General features: G+C 71.8%; 6 protein-coding genes. 3 read left to right on the top strand and 3 right to left on the bottom strand.

All coding sequences use genetic code 11. The features are described 5' to 3' along the window. Nucleotides 1-786 (top strand): ROK family protein (locus SACHA_RS0104380; RefSeq protein WP_019807491.1); only part of this gene is annotated, 786 nt, incomplete at its 5' end. A gap of 183 nt (nucleotides 787-969) precedes the next feature. Here SACHA_RS0104380 and SACHA_RS0104375 read toward each other — a convergent pair. Continuing rightward, nucleotides 970-1,149 (bottom strand): DUF7455 domain-containing protein, encoded by a 180-nt coding sequence (locus tag SACHA_RS0104375; protein WP_007025060.1) that lies wholly within the window; start codon nucleotides 1,147-1,149, stop codon nucleotides 970-972. A 324-nt stretch (nucleotides 1,150-1,473) separates the two neighbouring features. Here SACHA_RS0104375 and SACHA_RS0104370 point away from each other — a divergent pair, with 324 nt between their 5' ends. Next, a complete protein-coding gene (locus SACHA_RS0104370; protein WP_157601592.1) occupies nucleotides 1,474-2,250 on the top strand; it encodes an EamA family transporter in 777 nt (258 codons plus the stop codon). A 155-nt stretch (nucleotides 2,251-2,405) separates the two neighbouring features. Here the strand turns inward: SACHA_RS0104370 and SACHA_RS0104365 are convergent, their stop codons facing one another. Beyond that, nucleotides 2,406-3,773: an RNA polymerase sigma factor gene (locus tag SACHA_RS0104365; RefSeq protein WP_083935776.1), complete on the bottom strand. Its 1,368-nt coding sequence runs from the start codon at nucleotides 3,771-3,773 to the stop codon at nucleotides 2,406-2,408. Between the two features lie 199 nt (nucleotides 3,774-3,972). Then, complete coding sequence (gene ppgK, locus SACHA_RS0104360) at nucleotides 3,973-4,770, bottom strand: polyphosphate--glucose phosphotransferase (RefSeq protein ID WP_019807488.1); 798 nt, start codon at nucleotides 4,768-4,770, stop codon at nucleotides 3,973-3,975. A 54-nt stretch (nucleotides 4,771-4,824) separates the two neighbouring features. On the opposite strand from ppgK, the gene SACHA_RS0104355 reads away from it, so the two are divergent. Beyond that, a partial coding sequence (locus SACHA_RS0104355; RefSeq protein ID WP_039737943.1) for an inositol monophosphatase family protein occupies nucleotides 4,825-5,310 on the top strand: 486 nt, incomplete at its 3' end.

Raw genomic sequence — 5,310 nt, 5'->3', positions numbered from 1 at the left:
CTCGTGGAGTCCGCGGGCCCGCTCGCGGCGGATCTGGGCGTGCGCCCCGTGGCCTGCGGCATCTCGGTGCCGGGGGTGGTGCGGCGCGCGGACGGGCACGTCCACGAGGCACCCAACCTGCGCTGGTCCGACGTCGCGCTGGGTACCCGGCTGACGCGGGCGCTCGACATGCCGGTAGTGGTCGGCAACGACGCGGAGCTGGGTGCGCTGGCCGAGAACCTGCGCGGGAGGGCCACCGGGGCGAGCGACGTGGTCTTCGTCTCCGCCGACATCGGTGTGGGCGGGGGAGTCATCGCCCAGAGCGCGTCGTTGCGCGGCGGTGCGGGCTATCTCGGCGAGATCGGGCACATGGCCGTGCATCCCGGCGGGCGACCCTGTTACTGCGGCAGCACGGGGTGCTGGGAGACCGAGGTGGGGGAGGCGGCGTTCTGCCGGGCGCTGGGACTCCCGGAGACCAGTTCCCGGGGTCGCGTGGTGGCCGCCCTGCGGGCGCTGCGGGCGGACGACGAGGGGGCCCGCCGCAGGCTCGGCGACCTGGCGGAGTGGTTGACGCTGGGCCTGGTCAACGTGGTGAACCTGTTCGGTCCCGAACTGGTCGTGCTCGGGGACCTGTTCACCGAGCTGCCCACCCCCGTGCTCGACGACGTGGACCGCGCGGTGCGTGCGCGGAGCCTGGTCAGCCGGGCCCTCGGCGGCGTCCGGGTCCGCACCTCGGCCCTGGGCACCGACGTGAAGCTTCTCGGCGCCGCCGAAGCCGCCTTCGAAGACGTCCTCGACACGGTGTGAGCGCCCCCCGGGGGTTGTGCCGTGAAGGCCCCTTGCCTGCGTGTGACGCCGTGAGGGACTCCTTCCCTGCGTCCGACGCCGCGAAGGAGTCCTTCACGGCACACCCCGCCGGACGGGGCCGGACGTGACAAGGGCGGGGACCCGGTCGGGTCCCCGCCCTTTCTCGCGGCTGTCGGTGACGGCTCAGCGCTGGATGTCGGCTTCCAGTTCCTTCAGCTTGGCCTCGTACTCACGTCCGTGGTGGCCACAGAACAGCAGTTCCCCACCGTTGGGCAGCACGGCACGCATCTGCGCCGCGGCGCCGCAACGGTCGCAGCGGTCCGCAGCGGTCAGTTCGGGGCGGGTGAGCGTCGATGATGTCATTGGAGAGTCTCCCTCCGTCCCGGCATCGCAAGCCGATGCCATCAGTTCAGCCGCGACCACCGAGTCCGGGTCCACCCGATCGCGGTGTCGCTGCCTCCACTCTTACAGACGATTTGTTCCTCGCAAGTGTTCCGCCGGGGCGTGGGAGACGTGTCACGTCCGGCGGCGTCACCCGGCACGACCTGCCGCGACGGTGTCCGGAAGGCCCTCCCGCGACCGTGTTCCCGGTGGTCAGGCACGATCGTCGGGGTGCAGGTCCCGATCTTCGGACGCGGAGTCGACGCCGTGCCCGCTCCGGTGGTGTTCGTTCTCAGCGGAATCTCGATGTACGTCGGCGCGGCGCTGGCGGTGTGGTTGTTCGACGTGGCCTCGCCCGCGGGGGTGGCGTGGCTCCGCTGCGTCGGGGCGGCGCTGATCCTGCTGGCGTGGCGACGGCCCGCCCGCGAGGCGTGGCGGGGGCGGGCGTTCCTGCTCGCGGGGACGTTCGGGGTGGTCACCGCGGGGATGAACGTGCTGTTCTACGAGGCCATCGCGCGGCTGCCGCTGGGCACGGCCGTGGCGCTGGAGTTCGTGGGACCCGTCGTGGTCGCCGCGGTCGGGTCCCGGACCCCGCGGGACGTCGGCGCGCTGGTGCTGGTGGCCCTCGGCGTGCTGGCGATCGCGGACGTGCGCTGGGAGGGCAGTCCGGCCGGGGTGGCCTTCGCGCTCGGGGCCGCCGCGGCCTGGGGTGCCTACATCGTCCTCGGCCGGCGGGTGGCCCTCGGCGGCAACGGGATCGACAGCCTGGCGATCGGCTTCGCCGTCGCGACCGTCGTGCTGTCCCCGCTGGTCGTGGGCACGACCGCGGTCTGGGCGCGGCCGGACCTGCTCACGCTCGCCGTGGGGGTGGGGCTGTTGTCCACGGTCGTGCCGTACGTGCTCGACCAGACGGTGCTGCGCCGCGTGGGCCAGGCCCGGTTCGCGGTGCTGCTGGCCCTGTTGCCGGTGACCGCCGCCGTGGTCGGGTTCGTGGTGCTGCGGCAGGTGCCCGGACCCGGTGAGGCGCTCGGCATCGTGGCGGTCGTGGCCGGTGTCGCCCTGCGCTCGTTCTCCCGGGGCTGACACGCTCCCTGCCTGTTAACCACGCTGCCTGTTGACCACGCTGCCCGTCGACCATGCTGGCCCGTCGACCAGCCCGTCAACCACTCAGGGCCGTCAACCACGCAGGGCCGTCGACCCCGGGAGGTCGACGGCCCTGCGCGGTCGATGTCGCGGTCTCAGTCCAGGTAGTCGCGCAGCACCTGGGAACGCGACGGGTGGCGCAGCTTCGACATCGTCTTCGACTCGATCTGACGGATCCGCTCCCGGGTGACGCCGTAGACCTGGCCGATCTCGTCCAGCGTGCGGGGCTGGCCGTCGGTGAGGCCGAAGCGCAACCGCACGACGCCGGCCTCGCGCTCGGACAGCGTCTGCAGCACCGACTGCAACTGGTCCTGCAGCAGCGTGAACGACACCGCGTCCACGGCCACCACGGCCTCGCTGTCCTCGATGAAGTCCCCGAGCTGTGAGTCGCCCTCATCGCCGATCGTCTGGTCCAGCGAGATCGGCTCGCGGGCGTACTGCTGGATCTCCAGGACCTTCTCCGGGGAGATGTCCATCTCCTTGGCCAGCTCCTCCGGGGTGGGCTCGCGGCCCAGGTCCTGCAGCAGTTCCCGCTGGATCCGGCCGAGCTTGTTGATCACCTCGACCATGTGGACCGGGATCCGGATGGTGCGGGCCTGGTCGGCCATGGCCCGGGTGATGGCCTGGCGGATCCACCAGGTGGCGTAGGTGGAGAACTTGAAGCCCTTGGTGTAGTCGAACTTCTCCACCGCGCGGATCAGGCCGAGGTTGCCCTCCTGGATCAGGTCCAGGAAGGCCATGCCGCGCCCGGTGTAGCGCTTCGCCAGGGAGACGACGAGCCGGAGATTGGCCTCCAGCAGGTGACTCTTGGCGCGTTCCCCGTCGCGGACGATCCACTTCAGGTCCCGGCGCATCTGGGTGGAGAGCTTCTCGCCCTCCTCCTCGGTGACCCGGATACGCTCGGCCGCGTACAGCCCGGCCTCGATCCGTTTGGCGAGTTCCACCTCCTCCTCGGCGTTGAGCAGGGCGACCTTGCCGATCTGCTTGAGGTAGGCCCGCACGGAGTCGGCCGACGCGGTGAGCTCGGCGTCCTTGCGTGCCTGCCGCAGCGCCTCGGACTCCTCCTCGTCCCAGACGAAGTCGGGGTCCACGGGCTTGGCGGCGGCCGACTCCTCCTCGGACTCGGACTCCTCGGCCTCCTCCTCGGTGACGGTGGCGTCGACGACGTCCACCTCGACCGCGTCCACGTCGAGATCCGACAGGTCGACGTCCTCGAGGTCCGACGCGTCGAGGTCACCGACCTCGGCCGCGCTCTTGGCCGCGGCCTTGCCCTTCTCGGCCTTGGCGCCCTTGCGGGCCCCCGTCGACTTCGGAGACTTCTTCGCGGCCGTCTTGCGACCCGACGACTTCTTCTCCGGCGGGGCCGTCCCGTTCGCGGCCGCCGTGTCCTCGTCGGCAGTCGCTTGCTCGGCGGCGCTCGTTGTCTTCGTCCCGCTTGGGGTTGCGGTCTTTGCGGCTGCCACGTACGCCCTTTCGCAGCGGTCGATCACGACGAACCGAGACGTTGGTATCCCGGCTGCCTCAAGTTCGGGGAACCTGCTCTGGCCTGCGGATTCCGCGTCCGCAGCCGAGAGCTTGTTCCATTGTAACGACGGTGGGCACCGACGTCGCGCAGCGATCACTTCCCGTGCGGCTCCGCGGGGGCCGCACGGAGGGGTCCGGTCAGTGCGCGAGGCCCTCGGCCGCAGCCGCGGCGGCGCCCACGATGCCCGCGTTGTTCAGCAGGGAGGCGGCGATGACGGGGGTGTCGACGGTGAGCGACGGCACCCACTTCTCCGCCTTCCTGCTGACGCCGCCACCCACGATATAGAGGTCGGGACTGAGCAGGGTGTCGAGCACGGTCAGGTACCGGTCGACCCGTTCGGCCCATTCCGGATACGAGAGGCCCTCGTTGTCCTTGGCGGAGGCCGCGGCCCGCTTCTCGGCGTCGATCCCGTCGATCTCGATGTGCCCGAACTCGGTGTTCGGCACGAGACGTCCGTCCTGGAACAGCGCACTGCCGATGCCGGTCCCGAACGTCAGCAGGACGGCGACGCCCGCGCGTCCCTCCCGGGCACCGAACCGCATCTCCGCCATTCCCGCGGCGTCGGCGTCGTTGAGCACGGCCACCTCCGTGGAGCGCCGACCCAGCCGTCCGGCGAACAGCACGTCGGCGTCCCGGCCGATCCAGCTCGGGTCGATGTTGGCCGCGGAGCGCGCCCTGCCCCGCTTGACCACCGACGGCAGGGTGACCCCCACCGGCCCGTCCCAGCCGAACGTGCCCACGACCTCGGCGACGACGTCGGCGACCGCGTCCGGGGTCGCGGGCCGTGGCGTGTCGATGCGCAGACGGTCGCCGACCAGTTCGCCCGTGTCGAGGTCGACCAGGCCGCCCTTGATGCCGCTGCCGCCGATGTCGATGCCGAAGCCCCGGCCCGCCCCGGTGGTCGCCGTGGTGGCCCCCGTCGTGGGCACCGTCATGGCGCCGCCCCTTCCTACTCGATTCAGAACCGTCGCGCGAAACTCTAGCGGCGGATGTGGTCCCATGGTGGCGTGGGAACCACCGACCCCGATCCCGCCGCGCTGGCCGCCACGGCGGAACAGGTGGCCACGGAGGCCGCCGGGCTGGTCCGCGATGCGCGGGAATCCATGCTCGTCGGGCGGACGGTCGCTGTCGACACGAAGAGCAGCCGCACCGACGTGGTCACGGCCGTGGACACGGAGTCCGAGCGGCTCATCCGGGCGCGCCTGGCCGCCCTGCGTCCCGGCGACGTCGTGCTCGGTGAGGAGGAGGGCACCGGCGGGGACTCCGGCGGTGCCGGCACTCCCGGCCGCGTCGAGTGGGTGGTCGACCCGATCGACGGCACCGTGAACTTCCTCTACGGACTGCCCGCGTTCGCCGTCTCGGTCGCCGCGCAGATCGACGGTGTGTCGGTGGCCGGTGCCGTCGTCGAGCCGGTCGCCGGCCGGACGTGGACGGCGGCCCGTGAGGGCGGCGCCCGGCTGGACGGGCGGCCGCTG

This window comes from Saccharomonospora halophila 8 (assembly GCF_000383775.1).
GTDB lineage: Bacteria > Actinomycetota > Actinomycetes > Mycobacteriales > Pseudonocardiaceae > Saccharomonospora > Saccharomonospora halophila.
Note: the sequence above shows the minus strand (reverse complement) of the source record. Positions and strands in the feature narration are given on the sequence as shown.